The sequence below is a fragment of the Pseudomonas sp. R1-15 genome (genome assembly GCF_051132085.1).
Classification (GTDB): Bacteria; Pseudomonadota; Gammaproteobacteria; order Pseudomonadales; family Pseudomonadaceae; genus Aquipseudomonas.
On the sequence record NZ_CP071660.1, the window covers coordinates 2,323,155 to 2,347,941 of the forward strand.

Consider the following 24,787-nt stretch of genomic DNA (forward strand, 5'->3'; position numbering starts at 1 on the left):
TGTTAATTGATAAGTTTGATGAGGCGCCGACATGGCAGATCTATACGAAAACCCGATGGGCCTGATGGGCTTCGAATTCATTGAGTTCGCATCCCCGACCCCGAATACCCTGGAGCCGATCTTCGAGATCATGGGCTTCACCAAGGTGGCCACCCACCGTTCCAAAGACGTGCACCTGTACCGCCAGGGCGCGATCAACCTGATCCTCAACAACGAACCGCACAGCGTGGCGTCCTACTTCGCGGCCGAGCACGGCCCGTCGGTATGCGGCATGGCCTTCCGCGTCAAGGATTCGCAAAAAGCCTACAAGCAGGCCCTGGAACTCGGTGCCCAGCCGATCCACATCGAAACCGGCCCGATGGAGCTGAACCTCCCGGCGATCAAAGGCATTGGCGGCGCGCCGCTGTACCTGATCGACCGTTTTGGCGAAGGCAGCTCGATCTACGACATCGACTTCGTCTTCCTCGAGGGTGTCGATCGCAATCCGGTGGGCGCCGGTCTGAAGATCATCGACCACCTGACCCACAACGTTTATCGCGGGCGCATGGCCTACTGGGCCAACTTCTACGAGAAGCTGTTCAATTTCCGCGAGATTCGTTACTTCGACATCAAGGGCGAATACACCGGCCTGACTTCCAAGGCCATGACAGCCCCGGACGGCATGATCCGCATCCCGCTGAACGAAGAGTCATCCAAGGGCGCCGGGCAGATTGAAGAGTTCCTGATGCAGTTCAATGGCGAAGGCATCCAGCACGTGGCCTTCCTGACCGACGACTTGATCAAGACCTGGGATGCGCTCAAGAAGATCGGCATGCGCTTCATGACCGCGCCGCCGGACACCTACTACGAAATGCTCGAAGGACGCCTGCCGAACCATGGCGAACCGGTGGCGGAGCTGCAATCGCGGGGCATCCTGCTGGACGGGGCCTCGGAGCAGGGCGACAAGCGCCTGTTGCTGCAGATCTTCTCGGAAACCCTGATGGGGCCGGTGTTCTTCGAGTTCATCCAGCGCAAGGGTGACGATGGCTTCGGCGAGGGTAACTTCAAGGCGCTGTTCGAATCGATCGAGCGTGACCAGGTGCGGCGTGGTGTACTCACTACCGAGTAAACCCGACAGGTAAAAAAGCCCGCCCGGCAGTGATGCCGGGCGGGCTTTTTGTTGTCGATGCAAGACCCCTGTGGGAGCGAACCTGCTCGCGAAAGCGCTGTGTCAGTCATCTAAGCCTTCGCGAGCAGGCTCGCTCCCACAGGGCGGGGGTAGCCTCAAGCCCGGCGCCGCTGCCGCACCAGATGCCTGAAGCCTTCCAGTACCAGCACGGCCACCGCCATCCAGATGGGGATGTAAGTCAGCCATTGCTCAGCCTGGATGCTTTCCCCCAGCAGCAGTGCCACGCCCAGCAGCAACACCGGCTCGACATAGCTCAACAGCCCGAACAGGCTGAACGGCAGCAGTCGGCTGGCGATGATGTGGGCCACCAGCGCCGAGGCACTGATCACGCCAAGTCCCGGGATGAGCAGCGAAAGCCGAGGGTGCTGGTTGAAAATCGCGAAACCTTGTCCACCGCTCTGCACGAACCAGAACGCCAGGGGCAGCATCAGCGTCATGTCCAGCCAGAGCCCGCCCAGGTTGTCGGTGCCCAGGCGCCGGCGCAGGACGAAGTAGATCGGATAGCCCATCACCACAAGCAAGGTCGCCCAGGAAAAACCGCCCACCCGGTAGAGTTCGTTGAGCACGCCGAGCGTGGCGAAGAACACCGCGATCTTTTGCAGGCGGGAGAGCCGCTCGCCGTAGACGATACGCCCGGTGATGACCATCGACAGCGGCAATAGGAAATACCCCAGCGATACGTCCAGGCTGTAGCCGTTGAGCGGCGCCCACATGAACAGCCACAGTTGCATTCCCATCAAGGCCGAAGACACCGTCGCGCCGATCAGCAGGCGCGGTGTGTCGACCAAGCGCCAGACAAGTTGCCTGACGAGTGTCCACTCCCGTGCCACCAGCATGAATGCGGTCATGCATGGCAGGGTGAGCAGCATGCGCCAGCCGAAAATTTCCATCCCGGTCAAGGGGTCGAGCAATGACGTGTAGTAATACAGGACCGCGAACAGGGCGGAGGCCGATACCGATAGAGCGATGCCTTTGGACACTGATGCCTCTTGTTATTGGAATTGCAGCAGGGAGTTGTTTACCCGTGGCGAGGGAGCAAGCTCGCGCTGGGCCGCGTAGCGGACTCGAAATAGCGGCTGCTACGCAGCCGAGCGGGAGCAAGCTCCCTCGCCACGTGGTCATGCGTTGAATATCACGACGTATGCGGCACGCGGCCCGGCACGAAATGACTGATGTCGTTGAAGCCCGGCGTCGAAGCATGCCCCGGTGTCACCAGCGAATCGATGAACGCTTCGTCATCCGCCGTGATCCGCACCGCTTGCGCCCTGGTGTACGCGTCCCATTGTTCTTCGGTGCGCGGTCCGACGATCGCCGACGTGACTGCACGGTTGTTCAACACCCAGGCAATGGCGAACTCGACGATGCCGACGCCGCGATCCCGGGTGTATTGCTGGATCTGCTGGGCAATGCGCAAGGATTCGACCCGCCATTCGGTTTCCAGGATGCGCTTGTCCTGGCGTCCGGCGCGGCTGTTGGCATCCGGTGCCACATCGGGTGCGTACTTGCCGCTGAGCACACCTCGGGCGAGGGGGCTGTAGGGCACCACGCCGAGGCCGTAGTTCTGCGCGGCGGTGATCTGTTCGGTTTCCGCCTGGCGGTTGACGATGTTGTACAGCGGCTGGCTGATCACCGGCCGATCGACGCCCAGGCTGTCGGCGATACGGATCACTTCGGCGATGCGCCAGGCGCGGTAATTCGACAGGCCCCAGTAGCGGATCTTGCCCTGGCGAATCAGATCGCCGATGGCCGACACCGTGACCTGCAATGGCGTGTTGTGGTCTTCGCGGTGCAGGTAGTAGATGTCCAGGTAATCGGTGCCCAGGCGCGTCAGGCTGGCCTCGATGCCGTTGAAGATATGCTTGCGGCTCAAGCCGCTGCGGTTGGGCACACCGTCCGGCGGGCCGAAGCCGACCTTGGTGGCGAGCACCCACTCGTGGCGCCGGCTGGCAATCGCCTCGCCGACGATTTCTTCGGAACGGCCGTTGGTGTAGACATCGGCCGTGTCGATGAAATTGATGCCCTGGTCCCAGGCCTTGTCAATGATCCGCAGCGAATCCTCGGTGCTGGTCTGTTCACCGAACATCATCGTGCCCAGGGTCAGCGCCGAGACTTGCAACCCGGAATGGCCCAGCGTGCGGTAGCTCATGGACAAGATCCTTTTATCGATGGGAAAGGTCCCATCAAATACCAGAACCGCCGTGTGGATCCAACCGTTTTATCCAAACGGCACAAATCAACTGTGGGAGCGAGCTTGCTCGCGATGGCGGCGTATCAATCGACAAAGATGTTGCCTGACACTTCGCTATCGCGAGCAAGCTCGCTCCCACAAGGGGCCAGAGGGGTATCAGCCCCGCAGGGTGCGCGTCATGCGCAACGCCAGCAGGCTGCCGCAGACAATCACTGCCGCCAGCATATAGAGCGCCGCATCGGTCGAGCCGGTGGCGTCCTTGACCCAGCCCACCAGGTACGGACTGAGGAAGCCGGCCATCTGGCCCATGGAATTGATCAGCGCCAGGCCGCCGGCCGCCGCCCCCGCGCTGAGCAGGGCGGTGGGCACCGGCCAGAACATCGGCAGGCCGGTGAGGGCGCCCATGGTGGCGATGGTCAGGCCGAGGATGGCGATGGCCGGCGTAGTGGCGAAATTGACGGCGATCAGCAGCCCGACCGCACCCATCAGCATCGGCACGACCAGATGCCAGCGGCGCTCCTTGTGCAGGTCCGCCGAACGGCCCACCAGCAGCATGAACACCGCCGCCAGCAGATAGGGGATCGCACTCAGCCAGCCGATCACCAGGTTATCGTTGAAACCCAGGTTCTTGATGATCGACGGCAGCCAGAAGTTGATCGCGTACACGCCGCTCTGGATACAGAAGTACACCAGGCCGAAGGCCCAGATCGCCGGGTTTTTGAATACGGCTGCCAGGGAATCGGTAGTGGTCTTCGGCTTGTTGGCCAGGTCTTCGGCATGGTCGGCGGTGAGCACGGCGCGCTCATGGTCGGTCAGCCACTTGGCATTGGCGAAGGTGTCGCTGAGCAGGAAGAACGCCAGGCCCCCGAGGATCACCGTCGGCACGCCTTGCAGCAGGAACATCCACTGCCAGCCCGCCAGGCCACCCTGGCCAGCGGCGAAATGGTTGAGGATCCAGCCGGAAAACGGGCTGCCGAGCAGGCCGGACACCGGGATGGCCGACATGAACAGCGCCATGATCCGGCCGCGACGGAACGTCGGGAACCACTGCGAGAGGTACAGCACCACGCCAGGGAAGAACCCGGCCTCGGCTGCGCCAGTGAACAGCCGCAAGGTATAGAACCCGGTCGGGGTGGTGACGAACAGCAGGCAGGTCGACAGCGTGCCCCAGGTGATCATCATCAGCGCGATCCAGCGCCGCGGGCCGAATTTTGTCAGCGCCAGGTTGCTCGGCACGCCACACAGCACGTAGCCAATGAAGAATATCCCGGCACCAAGGCCGTACACGGTTTCGCTGAATTTCAGCGCATCGAGCATCTGCAACTTGGCGAAGCCAACGTTGACCCGGTCCAGGTAGTTGAACAGGTAGCAGATGAAGATGAAGGGGATCAAGCGCAGGGTGATGCGCTTGTAGACGGTATTTTTTTCGTCGGGGGTAGCCAGGAGGGCTGCTGCGCTCTGGGACATGGCGGGTCTCTCTTTATTATGATTTTGGCGTGCCAAGGGGTAACGTTGACCGCCCCTTGAGTCTCGGCCAGCCTGAGGGCCCGTGTCTTTGTGCCGGGGCACAGGGTTTGGGCGCGGACCCTGTGCGGCTGACCAATCGCGCTGAAGCATTACGCCCAAAACCAAGAACCCTGCTCACAAGGAATCGCCCATGTTCGAACTCGATCACGACCTGGCCCAGGACATCGTCGACCGGGCGATGGCGATTCTGCCCTATAACGTCAACGTCATGGACAACCAGGGCCTGATCCTAGCCAGCGGCGAGCGCGAGCGCATCAATACCCGTCACGAGGGTGCGCAGCTGGTCCTGGCGAATGGGCGAGTGGTGGAAATCGACGAGCACACCGCCGTGCACCTCAAGGGCGTGCAGCCGGGAATCAACCTGCCGTTGATGCTCGACCAGCGGCTGATCGGCGTCCTCGGTATCACCGGCGAACCCGCGCAGTTGCGCACCTACGCCGAACTGGTGCGCATGACCGCCGAAATGCTGCTCGCCCAGCGCAACCAGCAGGCCGAGCAGCAATGGCGGCGCCAGCGTTGCGATGATTTGCTGGCGCTGCTGCTGGGTGATGCCGGCGATTCGCCACGGTTGCTCGACGAAGCCCTGCAGATGGGCCTCAAGCCGCAGCTGTCGCGGGTGCCGTACCTGTTTGAACTGGGCCAGGAACATGGGCCCGGGCAAACCGTCGAGGCGCTGAGCGCGTGGCTGATGTCGCGCTACCCGGACAGCTGGTGCCTGACCTCGTCCAAATCTTCTTTGCTCTGGTGCCGGCCGGTCACGGCTTCGGTGGAGAACGAGCGCTTGCTTGGCAAGCTCGACGGGCTGGGCTGGAACATCCTCAGGGTGGCGGTGGGCGGTCAGGCCGAGGGTCTGACCGGCCTGCGCCATTGCTACCGGCGCGTGGCGGACCTACTTGCCTACGGCCGTGATGTCCTGCCGCAGTCACGCCTGTTGATCCTCAATCGTTATCGCCTGCCGGTGCTGCTCTGGCGCCATCGCAGCGACGATGCGCTGGACGAGTTGCTGACACCGCTGCGCAAGGTGATCGCCAAGGACAACAACGGGCAACTCCTGGCGACCCTGCGCAGCTGGTGCGAACACGACGGCCAGAGCCAGGCCTGCGCCGACGCGCTGGGCATCCACCGCAACAGCCTGCGCTATCGCATGGAACGCATCGCCGAGCTCAGCGGCGTGGACCCGCTGCGGCTGGATGGAATGCTGGCGCTGTACCTGGGGGTGCAACTGTTGCCGCACGATCAAAACCTCCCCGCATGACCCTGTGGGAGCGAGCTTGCTCGCGATGACGGCATCCGCTTCAAAAAACTGCAAGCTGACACACCGCTATCGCGAGCAAGCTCGCTCCCACATTGGATCTGCTGCGCTCGCGATTTTTGTTTTCAGCACGGATCCGTTGTGGGAGCGAGCCTGCTCGCGAAGAGGCCAGCAATGCCGAACCGCCATTTTTGTGAAATTGACCAATAATGCCCAAGGAGTTTTGTGCGGCGGACCGGCGTCAGGGCTGCGGTCAGCTGGCAGCATGCTGTGCATCGGAACCGGAGAACAAAAATGAAAATAATCATCGCCCCCGACTCGTTCAAGGACAGTCTCAGCGCCCAGGGCGTGGCGGACGCGATTGCCCAGGGGTTGGCTGAGGTCTGGCCGGATGCGCAGTTGATCAAATGCCCAATGGCCGACGGCGGGGAAGGGACGGTGGAGTCGGTGCTGGCGGCGTGCAACGGCCAGTGGCGTCGCACCCTGGTTCGCGGGCCCTTGGGCGCCGCTGTCGAGGCCCGCTGGGGCTGGCTGCCCGACAGCGGCACCGCGATCATCGAGATGGCTGAGGCCAGCGGCCTGCAATTGGTGCCGCCGGGACAGCGTGACGCGTGCTCCAGCAGCACCTTCGGCACCGGCGAACTGATTCGCGCCGCCCTCGATGAGGGTGCCCGGCGCGTGATCCTGGCGATCGGCGGCAGTGCCACCAACGACGGCGGTGCCGGGGCGATGCAGGCTCTGGGCGTGGCGCTGCTGGACGCACAGGGCCAATCGCTGCCGCCCGGCGGCGTGGCCCTGGGCAAACTGGCGCGCATTGACCTTAGCGAGTTGGACCCGCGCCTGGCCGGGGTGCGTTTCGAGATCGCCGCCGACGTCGATAACCCCTTGTGCGGGCCCCACGGCGCTTCAGCGGTGTTCGGCCCGCAGAAGGGCGCTTCTGCCGAGCAGGTGCAGCAACTGGATCGCGCGCTGGGGCATTTCGCCGAACACTGCGCCCAGGCGTTGCACCGGGACGTGCGCGACGAACCGGGCAGTGGCGCCGCCGGAGGCCTGGGATTCGCCGCCAAGGCCTTTCTCCAGGCCCGGTTTCGCACCGGCGTCGAAGTCGTGGCGCAATTGACCGGCCTGGCCGAGGCGATCAACGGGGCCGATCTGGTCATCACCGGCGAAGGCCGTTTCGATGCGCAGACCCTGCGCGGCAAGACGCCTTTTGGCGTGGCCCGCATTGCCCGGCGCCAAGGTGTACCGGTGGTAGTCATTGCCGGCACGTTGGGGGAGGGTTACCAGGCGCTGTATGAGCATGGCATCGATGCCGCCTTTGCCCTGGCGAACGGGCCAATGACGCTGCAAGAAGCCTGCACCGATGCGCCACGCCTGTTGGCCGAGCGCGCGCGGGACATCGCCCGGCTCTGGCGCGTGGCGGCCCGCTAGATCGGCCGTGCCGGTGCCGACGATAAGGCACCGGCCCGCGGAGTTTGCCTCAGGGACATTGACCCGCCCGCGCACCCTGCGTAGCCTTGCGCCTTCGAGGTTCTTTGGCGTACGCCGAAGCTAAGAAGGGAACGCGGTCCAAGCCGCGGCTGCCCCCGCAACTGTGAACGGTGCTGTTTCTGCAAGGCCACTGTGCATGCCCTTTTTCAACGGGCGCACGGGAAGGCGCAGCAAATTGTCGGTCCAGGCTTTGTATGAAGCGTGGACCGGCCCGCCGTCAGCCAGGAGACCTGCCTCGACAACAGATTCTCACTACAACCGGGCGGGGTGATCCGGTGGCGAAATCTTCCGCGCGCGTCTGTGCCAGCGGTTGTCGTCCCGTTTGCCCGCCACCTTGCCAAAGGGCATCCGATGAAAACACTGGCCAAACTCCCCGTCACCATCGTCACCGGTTTCCTCGGCTCGGGTAAGACCACCTTGCTGCGGCACATGCTCGATAACGCCCAGGGCCGGCGCATCGCGGTGATCGTCAACGAATTCGGCGAGCTCGGTATCGACGGTGAGATTCTCAAGCAGTGCTCCATCGGTTGCACCGAAGAAGAAGCCAACGGCCGGGTCTACGAATTGGCCAACGGTTGCCTGTGCTGCACCGTGCAGGAAGAGTTTTTCCCGGTGATGCGCGAACTGGTGGCCCGTCGCGGCGACCTCGACCACATCCTCATCGAAACCTCTGGCCTGGCCCTGCCCAAGCCCTTGGTCCAGGCCTTCCAGTGGCCGGAAATCCGCAGCGCCTGCACGGTCGATGCGGTGATTACCGTGGTCGACAGCCCGGCCGTGGCCGCCGGTACTTTTGCCGCGTTCCCCGACCAGGTCGATGCCCAGCGCAAACTGGACCCGAACCTGGATCACGAATCGCCGCTGCACGAGCTGTTCGCCGATCAACTGGCGAGCGCCGACCTGGTGATCCTCAACAAGGCCGACCTGATCAGCCCTGAGGACCTGGCAAAAGTCCGCCTGGAAGTCGCCGAAGAATTGCCGCCAGCGGTCAAGGTCATCGAAGCCAGCAGCGGTCGCCTGCCGCTGGACGTGCTGATCGGCCTGGGCGCGGGCTCCGAGGAGCACATCGACAGTCGCCACAGCCACCACGATCACCACCATGACGGTGATGATGACGACCACGATCATGACGCCTTCGACTCGATCTCCCTCGAACTGCCCCAAGCCGATGAAAGCCTGCTGCTGGACGCGCTGACGCAACTGGTGATCCAGCATGACGTGCTGCGGGTCAAGGGTTTCGCGGCGATCCCGAACAAGCCGATGCGCTTGTTGATCCAGGGCGTCGGCACGCGCTTCGACAAGCATTTCGACCGCCAGTGGGGCGCCGACGAAGCACGGGTGACGCGGCTGGTGCTGATCGGCCAGGCGCTGGATGCCGGGCTGCTTGAAGCGCAGCTGCGCGCCGCCCTCAGCGTCTAAGCCATGCACCTGCTCAGGACCCAGCCCGGCGGTTTTGTGTCGGATGACAACATCGCCGACCTCGGACAAACCCCCGCCGAGCTGGTGATCCTGTGCAGCGGCGATTCCAGCCTGGCGCTGCTGGCCGAAGCGGCGCGGCAATTGCCGGACGACTACCCGCAGTTTCGCCTCGCCAACCCGATGCAGGTGCAGAACCACGCGTCGGTGGACCTGTATGTCGACGACGTACTGCGCCACGCCAAGGTCATCCTGTTGTCGTTGCACGGTGGCATCGGCTATTGGCGTTACGGCATCGAGCGCCTGATGGAACTGGCCGCGCGCGGCGTGAAGCTGATCCTGGTGCCGGGGGATGATCGCCCCGACCCGGAGCTCAGCGACCTGAGCAACGTAGCGTTCGAGGATCGCGACCGGCTCTGGCAGTTCTTGCGCCAGGGCGGATTGGCCAATGCCCTGAACCTGTTCCATCACCTCGGCAGCCAATGGTTTGCGCGCGATTATCCGTGGGCCGAACCGCAGCCCTTGCCGCGCACAGCGATCTACCACCCCGAACACACCCACGCGACCCTCGATCTTTGGCAAGCCGACTGGCGCGCCGACGAGCCGGTGGCGGCGGTGTTGTTCTATCGCTCACACCTGCAAGCGGCGAACACTGCTTTCATCGACGTATTCTGCCAGCGCCTGCAAGCGGCGGGGCTCAATCCGCTGCCGATTGCCGTGGCCAGCCTCAAGGAACCCGGTTGCCTGGCACAGGTGGAAGGTTGGCTGGACGAGGCAGGGGCGGGGGTGATTCTAAACACTACCGGCTTCGCCCAATCCAGCCCTGAAGCACCGCATCTGCGGCCGTTTCGCCGCGACATCCCGGTGATCCAGGCGATCTGCGCGCAGGACAATGAGCCCGGCTGGCGCGCCAGCGAACAAGGCCTGGGGCCACGCGACCTGGCGATGCACATCGCCCTGCCGGAACTGGATGGACGGATCATCAGCCGGCCCATCAGTTTCAAGGACCTGGCCTGGCGCAGCGAGCGCAGCCAGAGCGATGTGGTCTGCTACCGGGCGGTGCCCGAGCGTATGGATTTCGTTGCCGAGCTGGCCCGGCGCTGGACGGCGCTGGCGCGTCTGCCCAACCGCGAAAAGCGCGTGGCGCTGATCCTCGCCAATTACCCGACTCGCGATGGGCGCATCGGCAACGGTGTCGGCCTGGACACGCCGGCGGCGGCGCTGAATATCCTCCGCGCCCTGCAGGCCGAGGGCTATCCGCTGTCGGCCGAGCTGCCGGCCAGCGGCACCGCGTTGATCCAGCAATTGCTCGGCGGCGTCAGCAACGATCTCGACAGCCTGGATTTGCGACCGTGTCATCAAAGCCTGGCCCTGGACGCCTATCAAGCCATGTTCGACGCGCTACCCGAGGCCAACCGCGACGCGGTATTGGCCCGTTGGGGCGCGCCCGAGCAGGACCCGATGTTCCGCGACGGCCGATTGATGATCGCCGGCTTGCGCCTTGGTCTGACGTTCGTCGGCATCCAGCCGGCGCGCGGTTATCAAGTCGACCCGAGCGCGGTGTACCACGACCCGGACCTGGTGCCGCCCCACGGTTACCTGGCGTTCTACTTCTGGTTGCGCCACACCTACGGCGCCCATGCAGTGATTCACGTCGGTAAGCACGGCAATCTCGAATGGATGCCGGGCAAGGGCGTCGGGCTCTCGGAAAATTGCTGGCCGGACGCGCTGCTCGGACCGCTGCCGAACATCTACCCGTTCATCGTCAATGACCCGGGCGAGGGCGCCCAGGCCAAGCGACGCACCCAGGCGGTGATCATTGATCACTTGATGCCGCCGCTGACCCGGGCCGAAACCTACGGGCCGCTGCGTAACCTCGAACTGCTCGCGGACGAATACTACGAGGCGCAACTGCTCGACCCGCGCCGCGCCCGGGAGCTGCAACGGGATATTCTCAACCTGGTGCGCGAGACCCACATCGACCGCGAACTGCAACTCGACGCCGCTCTCGACAGCGACGCCGACGCGGCAATCTGGCTGCCACGCCTGGACACCTACCTGTGCGACCTGAAGGAATCGCAGATTCGCGACGGCTTGCATATCTTCGGCGAGTCGCCTGGCGGACGGTTGCGTATCGACACCTTGCTGGCGTTGCTGCGTATTCCCCGTGGCGACGGCAAGGGCGCGCAGTCGAGTTTGTTGCGGGCCCTGGCGAAGGCGTTCGGGCTGGGGTTCGATCCGCTCGATTGTGCCTTGGCCGAGCCTTGGACCGGGACGCGACCCGAGGCCCTCGGCGAGGTCAGCGCCGAGCCTTGGCGCAGCGTCGGCGACACCCGCGAGCGCCTGGAGCTGTTCGCCGCGCGGTTGATCGAACAGGCCCTGGAAGGTCCGGTCAAGCAGCTCGACGCGCCGGGCTGGGACGCGGTGGGCTGCATCATCGAACACCTGCGCTGCGTCGTCGCGCCGCGCCTGGACGCCTGTGGTCCGGCGGAAATGCGCGGCTTGCTTGATGCGCTGGGTGGGCGCTTCGTGCCGGCCGGCCCCAGCGGTGCGCCGAGTCGCGGACGCCTGGATGTGCTGCCGACCGGACGCAATTTTTTCTCCGTCGACGTGCGCAACCTGCCCACCACCACGGCGTGGCGCATCGGCTTCCAATCGGCCAACCTGATCCTCGAACGGCACTTGCAGGACCATGGCGATCACCTGCGCCAGCTCGGTCTGTCGGTGTGGGGCACCGCGACCATGCGCACCGGTGGCGATGACATTGCCCAGGCCATGGCGCTGATGGGCGTGCGCCCGGTGTGGGCCACGGGCAGCCAGCGCGTCGACGATTTCGAAATCCTGCCGTTGAGCCTGCTGGACCGGCCCCGGGTCGATGTGACGCTGCGGGTCTCGGGGTTCTTCCGGGACGCCTTCGCCAACCTGATCCGCCTGTTCGATGCGGCGGTGCAGGCCGTTGCGGCCCTCGATGAGCCGGACGACATGAACCCGCTGGCGGCGAAAGTTCGCAGCGAACGCGAAGCCTTGCGGCAAACCGGACTGCCCTTGGAAGACGCGACGCGCCAGGCCGGCTGGCGGATCTTCGGCGCCAAGCCCGGTGCCTATGGCGCGGGCGTGCAGGGCGCTGTTGACGGACGTCTCTGGCAGAGCCGCGAAGACCTCGCCGAGGTGTACCTCAACTGGGGCGGCTATGCCTACGGCGCCAGTGATGAAGGCACCGCCGCGCGGGCTCAGTTCAGCCGGCGCCTGAGTCAGGTGCAAGCGGTGTTGCAGAACCAGGACAACCGCGAGCACGACCTGCTCGATTCCAATGATTACTACCAGTTCCAGGGCGGCATGCTCGCCGCCGTCGAAACCCTGAGTGGCGAAGCCGCGGCCAGTTACCACGGCGATCACAGCCAGCCGGACTTGCCGAAAATCCGCACCCTGAAGGAAGAACTCAACCGGGTCATCCGCTCCCGCGCGGCCAATCCGAAGTGGATCGACGGCGTCAAGCGCCATGGTTACAAGGGCGCGTTCGAACTGGCGGCGACGGTGGACAACCTGTTTGCCTTCGACGCTACCACGCAGTTGATCGATGATCACCAGTACGCCTTGCTGGCCGATGCCTACCTGCTCGATCCGGATACCCGGGACTTCGTCCGCCAGCACAACCCCGACGCCCTGCGGGACATGACCGAGCGAATGCTCGAAGCCCAGCAGCGGGGGATGTGGCAGGAACCGGGCGACTATCGCGAGGCGCTGGAGAATCTGTTGCTGGATATCGAAGAGGATGGCTGATTTGCCGATGACTGGCGGGCTTTTGTGGCGAGGGAGCTTGCTCCCGCTCGGCTGCGCAGCAGCCGTCATCCGTCATCCAGAAAAACGCCGAGACCTCAGGTTGTTGGGGCTGCTGCGCAGCCCAGCGGGAGCAAGCTCCCTCGCCACGGGGACGTTTTTACATTCATGAGACATTCAACATGACCGACACCGCCCATTTTCCCCTCTCCGCCGTGGTCGGCGCCGATGCGCTGAAACTGGCCCTGTGCCTGGCGGCGATCGATCCGAAGATCGGCGGTGTGCTGATCGAAGGTCCACGGGGGATGGCCAAGTCAACGCTGGCCCGGGGCCTGGCGGATCTGCTGGCAAGCGGTCAGTTCGTGACCTTGCCACTGGGCGCCACCGAAGAGCGGCTGGTGGGCACTCTCGACCTGAATGCCGCACTTGGGGAAGGGCGCGCGCAATTTTCCCCCGGCGTGCTGGCCAAGGCCGACGGTGGCGTGCTGTATGTCGATGAGGTGAACCTGTTGCCGGATCACCTGGTGGACCTGCTGTTGGACGTCGCCGCCAGCGGCACCAACCTGATCGAGCGCGACGGCATTTCCCACCGGCATCCGGCGCGTTTCGTGCTGATCGGCACCATGAACCCGGAAGAGGGCGAACTGCGTCCGCAATTGCTCGATCGTTTCGGCCTGAACGTGGCGCTTGATGGTCACACGGCGCCTGCCGAGCGCGGGCAGATCATTCGGCGGCGGCTGGATTTCGACAGCGATCCGGCGGCGTTCTGCGCCGAGTGGGAAACCGCTCAACGACAGTTGCGTGAACGCTGCCACCAGGCGCGCGCGCGGTTGGCCGGGATCCCATTGGATGACATGGCGCTGGAGCAGATTACCGAGCGTTGCTTCGCCGCTGGGGTCGATGGCTTGCGCGCCGACCTCGTCTGGTTGCGGGCCGCCCGTGCTCATGCCGCCTGGCGTGGCGCGGGCGCCATCGCCGCCGAAGACATCGACGCCGTCGCCGAGTTTGCCTTGCGCCATCGGCGCCGCGACCCTGCGTCCCCGGCCCCCGCGCCGTCCCAGGCACCGTCGCCGAGCCGGAATGAAGCGAGCGAGTCCGGCGAAGGCCAGGGCCAATGGGGTGACCTGCCGGCCCGGGCGCTGCCGAGCGGTGCCCGGCGTGACGTGCCGAGCTGGCCAAAAAAGCCCTAGGCATTCGCCCCCGGTCGTCCTCGGGGGCGAATGCCAGACCCCGTCCGGGACGGCTCGACCAGGGCCGCCAAGGCCACGGCAAAGCGGTCGCCAGCGGCGCAGTGGATTGGCCGGGCACGTTGCTCAAGGGACGTCCACGCCTGCTGGCGGATTTGCGTTTCAAATGGCGGCAGCGTTCAGCCCATGAGTTGTGGCTGGTGATCGTCGATGCGTCGGCCTCGACCCGCCGCCATCGCGCCCTGAGTGACGGCAAGGGACTGCTGGCCCAACTGTTCGATGACGCCTACCGACAACGTGCACGGTTGGCGCTGTTGACGGCCAGCGGCGCGGCGCCGAGGTGGCAAGTGCAGGGGCTCAAGGCCTCTACTGGCCTTGGCGCTTGGCTCGACGCGCTGGGCGCCGGCGGCGGCACGCCGTTGCTGGCGGCGCTGGACGAGGCGCAGCGCTGGCTCATGGTCCGGCGCAAGCGCTATCCGGCGGAGCAGCAGCGGGTGTTGCTGATGACCGATGGACGAGTCAAGGACGGGCTGGGCGTGCCGCCTCTCGAACGCCCGTGCCTGCTGATCGACATCGAGCGCGGCCCGATTCGCCTGGGTAGGGCAAGGCAACTGGCGGAGCAGTTGGGCGCTGAGTATCGGCATATCGATGAAGCGCACTGACTGAACTTTGCGGTGTAACGGCAGGCCCCTTCGCGAGCAGGCTCGCTCCCACAGGGTGACGGGGCTTGCACTGGTTATGTGCCCACAGCGAAACCAATGTGGGAGCGAGCCTGCTCGCGAAGGCATCGCCTCGGTCCCGGACCTCTATGTTCAATCTGCATCACTGCTCTATGCTCAGGCAGTCTCCACAGGAGTGAATCATGCGCGTACTCGTCACCAACGCGAAGGACGATTTCCGGGTCAAGGCCTATGCCGGCACCAACGGCGTGTTGCTCGCCATGGACCTGGCGGAGCCCCGGCGCAAGGGGCTGCTGGGTTTTGCCATTGAAAAACAGCAGGGCGCCAAGCCCTGGCTGTTCCTGTTCAACAGCCTGACGTTCCCCGACAAGGCGCACACCTTTCCCCAATTCCATGCCACGCCCAGCGACAAGGCGCCCTTGCAGAAATTTCGCTGGGCCGATTACGCCGTCAACCCTGGCGTTACGATTCATTACCGCGTGCACCTGGCCTACGGCAACGCCGATGCGCCGCAACTGGGCGAATCCCTCGAAGTGAGCGTCACCAGTGATGACGGCCAGCCGGCCAACCAGCGGGTCATCTTCAATCGCGCGGTGGCCGCCAGCCAGGCGTTTCAGCGCAAGTTTCCCGAACTGGACGCACTCATTGATGCCAACAAGAACCTGTCCATCGACGACTGGCCCGACGCGCCGCGGCGCTGGCTGGAAAACGGCTTGCTGGGACGCCTGACCGGCTTCATCGATCGGGCGCTCGATGCCAACTGGGCGCTGGACGTCGCCATTTATGAGTACGAATTACCGGTGATCGTCGATGCGGTGAACGCTGCCCATGCCCGTGGTGCACGGGTCAGGGTGCTGTACCACGCCGAACCGGGGGATGACGGTACGCTGCGCAACGAAGCCAGCCTGGAAAAACTGCCAGCGGCGAACAAGCGTGGGCGGGTCACCCACAATATCTTCCACGACAAGTTCATCGTGCTGAGCAAAGTCGAAGGCAACGCGTCGCTGAAACCCGAGGCGGTGCTGTGCGGCAGCACCAATTTCACCGCCAATGGCATCTACCGCCAGGCCAATGTCATTCATGTGCTGGACGACCCGCGCATCAGCGCCAGTTACCTTCGGGTCTTCGAGCAGATCTGGGCCACGCCGGAGGATGTCGATGCCACGCGCCAATGGCTGACCCGTAACAACCCCATGGATGCAGACGAGAAACTGTTCGCCGGTTTCTCGCCGCGTACCGGGCAGGGCGATCTGGATCGCTTCGTCGACATCATCGACGGTGCGCGCAAGGACCTGCTGTTCGTCACGGCGTTTGCCTTGCCCGACCGGATCCTCGATGCCTTGCTCGGCCAGCCCAATGACGACGTGCTGCGCTACGGCCTGCAAAATACCACCAGCCGCATCAGCGGTTTTCACGCCGACCGCACCGCCGAATTCGCCGCCACCGCGCTGCTCAATACTGGCCTGGAAGGTTGGCTCAGGGAAAACATGAAAGGCCAGAAAGGCAACCTGCTGGTGCATACCAAAGCGGTGGTCACCGATTTCACCAGCGATGCGCCGACCATCATCAGCGGCAGCCATAATCTCAGCATCGCGGCGAGCAACGGCAACGACGAGAACTACCTCGTCATCCAGGGCGACACCGACCTGGCCGACCGCTACGGGCTCGAACTGCTGCGTTTCTACGAGCATTACCGCTTTCGCTACTTCGCGAAAAAACTCGCCCTCAAGCAGGTCAAGCCGCTGGCGGTGGATGACAGCTGGAGCGACGACTATTACCGCGAGGGGGATTTGCGAATGCTGTCCAGGGTGAGGTTTTGCGGGCGTTGAGCAGTAGCGAGAGCCGGTTTGGAGTGCTATTTTTAGCACCATTAAAAGTGCTCGAGGATATCTCATGACCCATATCGTGCTTTCTCAAGTGGTAGCCAGCATCTCCGAACTCAAGAAAAACCCCATGGGCACCGTTGCTGCAGGCGGAGGACTATCTGTAGCGATCCTCAACCGTAACGAGCCGGCTTTTTACTGTGTCCCTGCCAAAGAGTATGAAGCCATGATGGAGCGGCTTGAGGACATCGAGCTGGTTGCCCTTTGCCGCGAGCGGGAGAATGACCCAACGATTAAGGTTTCTCTCGATGACTTATGAGTTGGAGTTTTTTGATAACGCATGAAACAGGCAATTTGCGGCGGTAGGCGGGGAACGACTCCAGTGCTAGCATAGGGCCATCTATCAGCCTGGAAGCTGTCATGAAGCTCTGTCACGGAAAGTTCTTTCTGCTTCGCACCGGTGTCGCGGTCCTGTTGTTGGCCCTGGGCACTTCGGCCATCGCTGCCAACCAGCCGTGTTCCGGACGCAAGGGCGGCATTGCCGGATGTGACGGCGATACGTTCCTGTGCAACGACGGCTCCATCAGTGCTTCGAAAAGGTCCTGTTCCGCTGTGCTGGGGCTTCGCAATGAGGCTCGCCCGCAATCGCTGCTCAAGTCATCAGACGGCTGCCAATGCGGCAGCGGCAATTATTGCGTAGGTCCCCGGGGCGGGGTCTACTGCCTCACACCCGGTGGCAGCAAGAGTTACAAGCGTAAATAGCACCGCAAGCCCTATGTGGGAGCGAGCTTGCTCGCGATAGCGTCAGGTCGGCCGGCATCGTTATCGGCTGAAACACCGCCATCGCGAGCAAGCTCGCTCCCACAGGAGAGGGGCTACCCACCCATCCCGGAATCACTCCGTTTCGGTGCGGCAGGTGTACTGATCCCCGCAGCGGCACCGATTTGGGGCCTCGCTACCCGCATCCGTGGCCAACGGTAGCAACCACGCAGCGACCCGCCGGGGTGCCCTCTGGCGTTGTATTTTTCCATCTCGCTGATTTTCCTCACATTCCATTTTTCCCACCCATGCACATCAAGCCTGTGGCACACTTTCTGCTGTCTATTCCGTTGTTACATACCATGTTCCGGTATAGCGGAATAAACTCATCCTGGAGTGCTTGCCATGCAATGCCGACCTTCCTTATTCAAAGCGTGTGTTTTTCTCTTCGCGGCCACGACGGCTGCCATGGGTGTCGCTCAGGCGGCCGACAGCAAGCTGGACAGCGTGCTGCAACGCGGGAAATTGATCGTGGGCACGGGCAGCACCAATGCGCCGTGGCACTTCCAGGGAGCGGATGGCAAGTTGCAGGGGTTCGATATCGATATCGCGCGGATCGTCGCCAAGGGTTTGTTCAATGACCCGGAAAAAGTCGAGTTCGTGGTGCAGTCTTCCGATGCAAGGATTCCCAACCTGCTGACCGACAAGGTCGACATGAGCTGCCAGTTCATTACGGTCACCGCCAGCCGAGCCCAACAGGTGGCATTTACCTTGCCGTACTACCGCGAAGGTGTAGGCCTGCTACTGCCGGCCAACAGCAAGTTCAAGGAAATCGAAGACCTCAAGGCCGCCGGCGACGACGTCACCGTGGCGGTGCTGCAGAACGTCTACGCCGAAGAACTGGTGCACCAGGCGCTGCCCCAGGCCAAGGTCGACCAGTACGACAGCGTCGACCTGATGTATCAGGCGGTGAACTCCGGCCGTGCCGATGCCGCTGCCACCGACCAGTCCTCGGTCAAATACCTGATGGTGCAGAACCCCGGTCGCTATCGCAGCCCGGCCTACGCCTGGAGTCCGCAAACCTATGCCTGCGCGGTCAAGCGCGGCGACCAGGACTGGTTGAACTTCGTCAACACTGCGCTGCATGAAGCCATGACCGGTGTGGAATTCCCGACCTACGCTGCGTCGTTCAAGCAGTGGTTCGGCGTCGAGCTGCCATCGCCGGCCATCGGTTTCCCCGTTGAATACAAATGACCCAGTGAGCCCGGGGCGCCAGCGTTGGGCGCCCCGTCGAAGGTACTGCCGACCATGAATTATCAGTTGAACTTTGCCGCCGTCTGGCGCGATTTCGACACGCTGCTGGCGGGGCTTGGCCTGGGGCTTTCCCTCGCGCTGGTGTCGATCGCCATCGGGTGTGTAATCGGCCTCCTGCTGGCGTTCGCGCTGTTGAGCAAGCACCGCGCACTGCGGTTGTTGGCCTCGGTGTATGTCACGGTGATCCGCAATACACCGATCCTGGTGCTGATCCTGCTGATCTACTTCGCCTTGCCGAGCCTGGGTATTCGCCTGGACAAGCTGCCGTCGTTCGTCATCACGCTTTCGCTGTACGCCGGGGCCTACCTCACCGAAGTGTTCCGTGGCGGCCTGGTGAGTATTCACAAAGGGCAGCGGGAAGCAGGTCTGGCGATCGGCCTGGGCGAATGGCAGGTAAAGGCCTACGTCACCGTGCCGGTGATGCTGCGCAACGTGCTGCCGGCGTTGTCCAACAACTTCATTTCGCTGTTCAAGGACACCTCGCTGGCGGCGGCGATTGCCGTGCCGGAGCTGACCTACTATGCCCGCAAGATCAACGTGGAAAGCTACCGGGTGATTGAAACCTGGCTGGTCACCACGGCCCTGTATGTCGCGGCCTGTTACCTCATTGCCATGTTGCTGCGTTACTTCGAGCAGCGTCTGGCGATCCGCCGTTAGGAGCGTTCCATGTACCAATCCCCTAGTTGGTTGCAGGAGTTGTGGGTCGCCCGGGAGACTTTGTGGGCCGGTTTCCTGACCAGCGTGCAATGTTCGGCGCTGGCGATTGTGTTGGGCACCTTGATCGGCGTCGTCGCCGGGTTGGCGCTGACTTACGGGCGGGTCTGGATGCGCGCGCCGTTTCGTTTCTACGTCGACCTGATTCGTGGCACGCCAGTGTTCGTGCTGGTACTGGCCTGCTTCTACATGGCCCCGGCCCTGGGTTGGCAGATCGGTGCGTTCGAGGCTGGCGTCCTCGGATTGACGCTGTTCTGCGGATCCCACGTGGCCGAGATTGTGCGCGGTGCCTTGCAGGCATTGCCGCGTGGGCAAATGGAAGCGAGCCAGGCCATCGGCCTGACATTCTTCCAATCGCTCGGTTATGTGCTGCTGCCCCAGGCGTTGCGGCAGATCCTGCCGACCTGGGTGAATTCCTCCACCGAGATCGTCAAGGCCTCGACCCTGCTGTCGGTGATCGGTGTCGCCGAACTGCTGCTCAGCACCCAGCAGATCATCGCCCGGACCTTCATGACCCTGGAGTTCTACCTGTTCGCCGGTTTTCTCTTTTTCATCATCAACTACGCCATCGAATTGCTCGGGCGGCACATTGAAAAGCGGGTGGCCTTGCCATGACTGACGTTTCCCTTTCAAACGCGCAACCGCTGCTGGATATCCGTGGCCTGCGCAAACAATACGGCCCGCTGGAAGTGCTCAAGGGCGTGGACCTGAGCATGCAGCGCGGCAACGTGGTGACGCTGATCGGCTCCAGTGGCTCGGGCAAGACCACGCTGCTGCGTTGCGTCAACATGCTCGAAGAATTCCAGGGCGGGCGGATCGTGCTCGACGGCGAGTCCATCGGCTATGACGAGGTGGACGGCAAGCGCGTGCGTCACGCCGAAAAAGTCATCGCCCGGCACCGGGCCATGACCGGGATGGCCTTCCAGCAATTCAACCTGTTCCCGCATCTGAGCGCTTTACAGAACGTCACCCTGGGCCTGCTCAAAGTGAAAAAACTGCCGAAGGACGAAGCGGTGGCCCTGGCCGAGAAATGGCTGCAGCGGGTCGGCCTGCTGGAACGGCGCGATCACTTTCCCGGTCAGTTGTCCGGCGGCCAGCAGCAGCGCGTGGCGATTGCCCGGGCGATCGCGATGAACCCCAGCCTGATGTTGTTCGACGAAGTGACCTCGGCCCTGGATCCGGAGCTGGTCGGCGAGGTGCTGAGCGTGATCAAGGGCCTGGCCGAAGACGGCATGACCATGCTGCTGGTGACCCACGAAATGCGCTTTGCCTTCGAGGTCTCCGACAAGATCGTTTTCATGAACCAGGGCCGCATCGAAGAGCAGGGGCCGCCGAAGGAATTGTTCGAGCGCCCTCAATCGCCGCGCCTGGCGGAATTTCTCAAGAACACCCGTTTTTAAGTCCATCCAATAAGGAGTAACTCATGAGCATTACGCGCTATGGCACCGGCAGCACTGCGGGCGGCGGGCAGCCGCGGCCCTTCGCTCGCGCCGTGGAGGCCGATGGCTGGTTGCACGTGTCCGGCCAGGTGCCCGCGGTGAATGGCGAGATCGTCGCTGGCGGCATCGTCGAGCAGACGCACCAGACCATGAAGAACCTGATCGCCATTCTCGAAGAGGCCGGCTATGGCCTGGAAGATGTTGTGCGTTGCGGCGTCTGGCTGGATGACCCGCGCGATTTCTGGAGTTTCAACAAGGTCTTCGGCGAATATTTCAGCCCCGAACACGCCCCGGCCCGGGCCTGTGTGCAGGCGAGCATGATGGTTGACTGCAAGGTCGAGATCGATTGCATCGCCTACAAGAAAAAGGCCTGAACACGATATTCTGGCGAGGCCACTTTCCGTGGCGAGGGAGCTTGCTCCCGCTGGCCTGCGCATCAGGCCCATTTTTTACGACTGCTGCGCAGCCGAGCGGGAGCAAGCTCCCTCGCCACAAGGTTTTTTTGCCCGATGAAAATTGAGATCTCAGGAACCGCAGACATGACCGAAGACACCATCAAACGCCGGGCCCGGGGATTGGATCGGGCGTTCGATATCCTCGATTTCCTCAAGGAAATCGGCCAGCCGCTGCGCCCGAACGATATTGCCAGCGGCATCGGCAGCCCCAAGTCCACGGTCTACGAACTGGTGGCGTCGCTGCTTGAACGGCGCATTCTCGAGCCGGTCGGCAAGGATGGTCACGTCTACCTGGGGCGGCAGTTGTATTTTCTCGGGCAGGCGCACCTGCGGCATTTCGACCTCAGCCGCGAGGCCGACCAGGCCTTGCAGGAGATCGTCCGCCAGACCCGCGAAACCGCGCAGATGTGCCTGCTCAACGGGCGCAAATACACCGTCGCGCTGATGAAGGAAGGCGAGCGGCACTTTCGCATTTCCTCGGACATCGGTGAGAACGCGCCGATCCCCTGGACCGCGTCCGGGCGCCTGCTGTTGGCGCATCTGAGCGACCAGCAGATCGTCGACCTGATCGACCCCGACGACTTCATCCTGCCGGGCGGCGAGCGCTTGCCCCTGGAGCAGTTTCTCAAGGAAATCCGCCAGGCCGGTGTCGATGGATTTTTCTCCTTCGACAGTGTGGCCGACACCTTCACGCATTGCTTCGCCGCGCCGGTCAAAGACCCCAGTGGCGTGGCCATCGCGACGCTGTGCATCGTCGCCCCGAGGGCTGACGCCAAGAACAATTATGCCGACTACCGCCGGGTGCTGATCGAGAGCGCCAACAACCTGGCCCGTCGCATCAACGAATAGACAGCCGCGGCTGTATGAGGAGTTCGAACATGTCTTCTGCCATTGATAACGCCGGTGTCGAAAAGGGCGCCGCTTCCCCGGGCGCCCATCTGCTGCGCGATGTCAGCCTGCCGGCCCTGGTACTGCATCGCGAGGCGCTGGAGCACAACATTCGCTGGATGCAGAAGTTCGTCAGCGACAGCGGCGCCGAGCTGGCGCCCCACGGCAAGACCAGCATGACCCCGACGCTGTTTCGTCGCCAGCTTGAGGCCGGTGCCTGGGGCCTGACCCTGGCCACCGCAGTGCAGACCCGCGCCGCCTACGCCCATGGCGTGCGGCGGGTGCTGATGGCCAATCAATTGGTAGGCCGGCCGAACATGGCGCTGATCGCCGACCTGCTGGCCGACCCGGCGTTCGAATTCCATTGCCTGGTGGATCATCCAGACAACGTCGCCGAGCTGGGGGCTTATTTCGCTTCGCGCGGCGCACGGTTGAACGTGATGATCGAGTATGGCGTGGTCGGCGGTCGTTGTGGTTGCCGGACCGAAGCCGAGGTACTTGCGCTGGCCGAGGCCATCGGTGCGCAACCGGCGTTGGCCTTGACCGGTATCGAAGGTTACGAAGGGGTGATCCACGGCGATCACGCCATCAGCGGCATCCGGGCGTTCGCCGCGTCCCTCGTCGGGCTGGCGATGCAGTTGCAGGACAGCGGCGCGTTTGCCAACGACAAACCCATCATCACCGCCTCGGGTTCGGCCTGGTACGACCTGATCGCCGAATCCTTCGAGGCGCGCAATGCCCACGGGCGCTTCCTCAGTGTGTTGCGACCTGGCAGTTATGTGGCCCACGACCATGGCATCTACAAGGAGGCGCAATGCTGTGTGCTGGAGCGCCGCAGTGACCTGCACGAAGGCTTGCGTCCAGCGCTGGAAGTCTGGGCCCACGTGCAATCGCTGCCGGAGCCGGGCTTTGCGGTGATTGCCCTGGGCAAGCGCGACGTGGCCTACGACGCCGGGTTGCCGGTGCCGCTCAAGCGCTACACGCCGGGTTCGGAATCGGCGACGGGGGACGACGTCAGCGGCTGCAAGGTGACCGCGGTGATGGACCAGCATGCGTTCATGAACGTGGCGCCGGGCGTTGAACTGCGGGTGGGCGACATCATTGCGTTCGGCACGTCTCATCCGTGCCTGACGTTCGACAAGTGGCGGGTGGGGTGTCTGGTGGATGAGGGGTTGCGGGTGGTCGAGAGCATGGAGACTTGTTTTTAAGAGTTGAGACCGAGTCGCGGCCTTCGCGAGCAGGCTCGCTCCCACAATTGCATCGCGGGTGACCAAGCGATCACTTGTGGGAGCGAGCCTGCTCGCGAAAGCGGCCCGCAACACACCGCTGAAATATCAGGATAACTCATGAGCAACACCAGACCCCGCATCGCCCTCATCGGCGAATGCATGATCGAATTGCAACACCGCGCCGACGGCAGCCTGCAGCAAAGCTTCGGCGGCGATACGCTGAACGCCGCGGTCTACCTGGCCCGGGCCTTGGGCGACAACGGCGCTGTGGATTACGTCACCGCGCTGGGCGACGACAGTTTCAGCGATGCCATGTGCCAGGGCTGGGCCGCCGAAAACATTGGTTTGGGCATGGTCCAGCGCTTGCCCGGGCGCCTGCCGGGCCTGTATTGCATCCAGACCGACGCGACGGGCGAGCGCCGCTTCCTGTACTGGCGCAACGAGGCGGCGGTGCGTGATTGCTTCACCTCGCCAGCCGCCGCGCCGATTCTCGCAGCGTTGGCCGACTACGATGTGCTGTATTTCAGCGGCGTGACCCTGGCGGTGATTGGCGAGCAGGGCCGGCGCAAACTCATCGACACGCTGGTCGAGGCGCGTCGGCGCGGGGCCCAGGTGGTGTTCGACAACAACTACCGACCGAGGCTCTGGGCCTCGGTCGAGGCGGCCCGTGCGGCTTATCGCAGCGTGCTGCCCTACGTCGAGCTGGCGTTGTTGACCGTGGACGACGAACAGGCACTGTTCGGCCATGCCGACAGCGAGGCGGTGTTCGCTGCCTATGCACAGTTGGGTACACCGGAAGTGGTGCTCAAGCGCGGCGCCGAGGCTTGTCTGATTCGTTGCGACGGCCGGTCATATGAGGTGCCTGCCCTGCGGGTCGAGCGGGTGGTGGACACGACGGCGGCGGGAGACTCGTTCAGCGCCGCTTACCTGGCGAGCCGCTTGCTCGGCGGCAGCCCGGCGGAAGCCGCCGAGGCCGGGCATTTGCTGGCGAGCCGGGTGATTCAGGTGCCGGGGGCGTTGATTCCCCGGCAGTGACATCACGTCCCTGTGGCGAGGGAGCTTGCTCCCGCTGGCCTGCGCAGCAGGCCCATCCTTTGCGACTGCTGCGCAGCCGAGCGGGAGCAAGCTCCCTCGCCACAGAAGCCGGTTCGCGCCAGCATCGCTTCAGTCGCGGTAAAACACCTGCACCAAGTGATAGCCGAACTTGCTCTTGATTGGTCCGTGCACCACCCGCAGCGGTTTCTTGAAAATCACCGCATCGATCGCGCCGACCATCTGCCCAGGGCGTACCTCACCCAAGTCCCCGCCGCGCTTGCCGGAGGGGCAGGTGGAGTACTTTTTTGCCAGCACGTCAAACGCTTCGCCCTTGGCGATGCGTTGCTTGAGCTGTTCGGCTTCTTCGGCGGTTTTCACCAGGATATGGCGGGCTTGGGCTTTCATTGCAGCGGTGACCTGAGCGGTGCAAAAGGGCGGCGATTATGCC

General features: G+C 63.6%; 22 protein-coding genes and 1 riboswitch. Of the genes, 18 read left to right on the forward strand and 4 right to left on the reverse strand.

Going from position 1 to position 24,787, the window contains the following annotated elements; translation table 11 throughout:
* Positions 1-31 precede the first annotated feature (31 nt).
* Positions 32-1,108, forward strand: a complete 1,077-nt coding sequence (gene hppD, locus J3P97_RS10680; RefSeq protein WP_434568898.1) for a 4-hydroxyphenylpyruvate dioxygenase — start codon at positions 32-34, stop codon at positions 1,106-1,108.
* A 155-nt stretch (positions 1,109-1,263) separates the two neighbouring features.
* On the opposite strand, the gene rarD is transcribed toward hppD, so the two are convergent.
* The 3 genes from rarD to J3P97_RS10695 form a co-directional block, all read right to left on the reverse strand.
* The gene (gene rarD, locus J3P97_RS10685; RefSeq protein WP_434674102.1) at positions 1,264-2,148 is read right to left on the reverse strand and encodes an EamA family transporter RarD; all 885 of its coding nucleotides are present in this window, start codon (positions 2,146-2,148) and stop codon (positions 1,264-1,266) included.
* A gap of 152 nt (positions 2,149-2,300) precedes the next feature.
* A complete protein-coding gene (locus tag J3P97_RS10690; protein WP_434674103.1) occupies positions 2,301-3,314 on the reverse strand; it encodes an aldo/keto reductase in 1,014 nt (337 codons plus the stop codon).
* A 198-nt stretch (positions 3,315-3,512) separates the two neighbouring features.
* The gene (locus J3P97_RS10695; RefSeq protein WP_434674104.1) at positions 3,513-4,823 is read right to left on the reverse strand and encodes an MFS transporter; all 1,311 of its coding nucleotides are present in this window, start codon (positions 4,821-4,823) and stop codon (positions 3,513-3,515) included.
* Positions 4,824-5,013: 190 nt separating this feature from the next.
* Between J3P97_RS10695 and J3P97_RS10700 the strand changes: the two genes are divergently transcribed.
* The 17 genes from J3P97_RS10700 to J3P97_RS10780 all read left to right on the forward strand — a co-directional run bounded on the left by J3P97_RS10700 (position 5,014) and on the right by J3P97_RS10780 (position 24,339).
* Complete coding sequence (locus tag J3P97_RS10700) at positions 5,014-6,138, forward strand: sugar diacid recognition domain-containing protein (RefSeq protein ID WP_434674105.1); 1,125 nt, start codon at positions 5,014-5,016, stop codon at positions 6,136-6,138.
* Between the two features lie 291 nt (positions 6,139-6,429).
* A complete protein-coding gene (locus tag J3P97_RS10705; protein WP_434674106.1) occupies positions 6,430-7,566 on the forward strand; it encodes a glycerate kinase in 1,137 nt (378 codons plus the stop codon).
* Between the two features lie 80 nt (positions 7,567-7,646).
* Positions 7,647-7,878: riboswitch (cobalamin riboswitch) on the forward strand.
* A gap of 99 nt (positions 7,879-7,977) precedes the next feature.
* Positions 7,978-9,042 (forward strand): cobalamin biosynthesis protein CobW, encoded by a 1,065-nt coding sequence (cobW, locus tag J3P97_RS10710; RefSeq protein ID WP_305495327.1) that lies wholly within the window; start codon positions 7,978-7,980, stop codon positions 9,040-9,042.
* Between the two features lie 3 nt (positions 9,043-9,045).
* Complete coding sequence (gene cobN / locus J3P97_RS10715) at positions 9,046-12,819, forward strand: cobaltochelatase subunit CobN (RefSeq protein ID WP_434674107.1); 3,774 nt, start codon at positions 9,046-9,048, stop codon at positions 12,817-12,819.
* A gap of 179 nt (positions 12,820-12,998) precedes the next feature.
* A complete protein-coding gene (locus tag J3P97_RS10720; RefSeq protein ID WP_434674108.1) occupies positions 12,999-14,006 on the forward strand; it encodes an ATP-binding protein in 1,008 nt (335 codons plus the stop codon).
* A 101-nt stretch (positions 14,007-14,107) separates the two neighbouring features.
* Entirely contained in the window at positions 14,108-14,665 is a 558-nt protein-coding gene (locus tag J3P97_RS10725; protein ID WP_434568891.1) for a vWA domain-containing protein, read from the forward strand.
* 200 nt (positions 14,666-14,865) lie between these two features.
* On the forward strand, positions 14,866-16,512 hold the full coding sequence (locus J3P97_RS10730) for a phospholipase D-like domain-containing protein (RefSeq protein WP_434674109.1): 1,647 nt from the start codon (positions 14,866-14,868) through the stop codon (positions 16,510-16,512).
* A 64-nt stretch (positions 16,513-16,576) separates the two neighbouring features.
* Positions 16,577-16,825: a type II toxin-antitoxin system Phd/YefM family antitoxin gene (locus tag J3P97_RS10735; protein ID WP_434603963.1), complete on the forward strand. Its 249-nt coding sequence runs from the start codon at positions 16,577-16,579 to the stop codon at positions 16,823-16,825.
* Between the two features lie 101 nt (positions 16,826-16,926).
* On the forward strand, positions 16,927-17,268 hold the full coding sequence (locus J3P97_RS10740; RefSeq protein WP_434603965.1) for a hypothetical protein: 342 nt from the start codon (positions 16,927-16,929) through the stop codon (positions 17,266-17,268).
* A 402-nt stretch (positions 17,269-17,670) separates the two neighbouring features.
* Complete coding sequence (locus J3P97_RS10745; protein ID WP_434568888.1) at positions 17,671-18,519, forward strand: transporter substrate-binding domain-containing protein; 849 nt, start codon at positions 17,671-17,673, stop codon at positions 18,517-18,519.
* Between the two features lie 54 nt (positions 18,520-18,573).
* The gene (locus J3P97_RS10750) at positions 18,574-19,236 is read left to right on the forward strand and encodes an amino acid ABC transporter permease (RefSeq protein WP_434603967.1); all 663 of its coding nucleotides are present in this window, start codon (positions 18,574-18,576) and stop codon (positions 19,234-19,236) included.
* A gap of 9 nt (positions 19,237-19,245) precedes the next feature.
* Positions 19,246-19,908, forward strand: a complete 663-nt coding sequence (locus tag J3P97_RS10755) for an amino acid ABC transporter permease (protein WP_434568886.1) — start codon at positions 19,246-19,248, stop codon at positions 19,906-19,908.
* A complete protein-coding gene (locus J3P97_RS10760; RefSeq protein ID WP_434674110.1) occupies positions 19,905-20,693 on the forward strand; it encodes an amino acid ABC transporter ATP-binding protein in 789 nt (262 codons plus the stop codon). The genes J3P97_RS10755 and J3P97_RS10760 overlap by 4 nt, the downstream gene beginning before the upstream one ends.
* A 23-nt stretch (positions 20,694-20,716) precedes the next feature.
* Positions 20,717-21,106 carry a RidA family protein gene (locus tag J3P97_RS10765; RefSeq protein WP_434603969.1) on the forward strand — a complete coding sequence of 130 codons (390 nt, stop codon included), beginning with the start codon at positions 20,717-20,719 and terminating at the stop codon, positions 21,104-21,106.
* A 165-nt stretch (positions 21,107-21,271) separates the two neighbouring features.
* The gene (locus J3P97_RS10770) at positions 21,272-22,036 is read left to right on the forward strand and encodes an IclR family transcriptional regulator (protein WP_434624435.1); all 765 of its coding nucleotides are present in this window, start codon (positions 21,272-21,274) and stop codon (positions 22,034-22,036) included.
* A gap of 29 nt (positions 22,037-22,065) precedes the next feature.
* Positions 22,066-23,283, forward strand: a complete 1,218-nt coding sequence (locus tag J3P97_RS10775; RefSeq protein ID WP_434674111.1) for an amino acid deaminase — start codon at positions 22,066-22,068, stop codon at positions 23,281-23,283.
* Between the two features lie 138 nt (positions 23,284-23,421).
* The gene (locus J3P97_RS10780) at positions 23,422-24,339 is read left to right on the forward strand and encodes a sugar kinase (RefSeq protein WP_434674112.1); all 918 of its coding nucleotides are present in this window, start codon (positions 23,422-23,424) and stop codon (positions 24,337-24,339) included.
* A gap of 129 nt (positions 24,340-24,468) precedes the next feature.
* Here J3P97_RS10780 and J3P97_RS10785 read toward each other — a convergent pair whose 3' ends face one another.
* Positions 24,469-24,744, reverse strand: a complete 276-nt coding sequence (locus tag J3P97_RS10785) for a peptidylprolyl isomerase (protein WP_019690952.1) — start codon at positions 24,742-24,744, stop codon at positions 24,469-24,471.
* Positions 24,745-24,787 lie beyond the last annotated feature (43 nt).